At 60.9% G+C, this 598-nt stretch carries 1 protein-coding gene; it reads left to right on the forward strand.

Features of this window, described 5'->3' with window-relative positions; genetic code table 11:
* A partial coding sequence (locus tag AC1DWF_RS36455) for a SufB/SufD family protein (protein ID WP_476843315.1) occupies positions 1-598 on the forward strand: 598 nt, incomplete at both ends.

Here is a 598-nt window from a genome sequence, read left to right on the forward strand (position 1 = left end):
GACAAGGCCCCCAAGGGCCTCAGCGAAGACATTGTCCGCTTCATCTCGGCCAAGAAGGGCGAACCGGAATGGATGCTCGAATGGCGTCTCGGCGCCTATCGCCGCTGGCTGACGCTTGACGAGCCGAACTGGGCGCGCGTCAACTATCCTAAGATCGACTTCCAGGACATCTATTTCTACGCGGCGCCCAAGAGCACGCCCGGACCGACCTCACTCGACGAAGTCGATCCCGAGATCCTGAAGGTCTACGAAAAGCTCGGCATTCCGTTGCGCGAGCAGGAAATCCTCGCCGGCGTTCAAAAGACTGTCGATCCCGAACTCGATGAGCTTGGCGACAATGTCTACAAGTCGGGCCGCGTCGCCGTCGACGCCGTGTTCGATTCGGTGTCTGTCGTCACCACCTTCAAGGACGAGCTGGCCAAGGCCGGCGTCATCTTCTGCTCGATCTCGGAAGCCATCCGCGAGCACCCCGAGCTGGTGAAGAAGTATCTCGGCACCGTGGTGCCGACGACAGACAACTACTACGCGACGCTGAATTCGGCCGTCTTCACCGACGGGTCCTTCGTGTTCGTGCCCAAGGGCGTTCGCTGCCCGATGG

This window comes from Aminobacter sp. P4_D5, assembly GCF_056401815.1.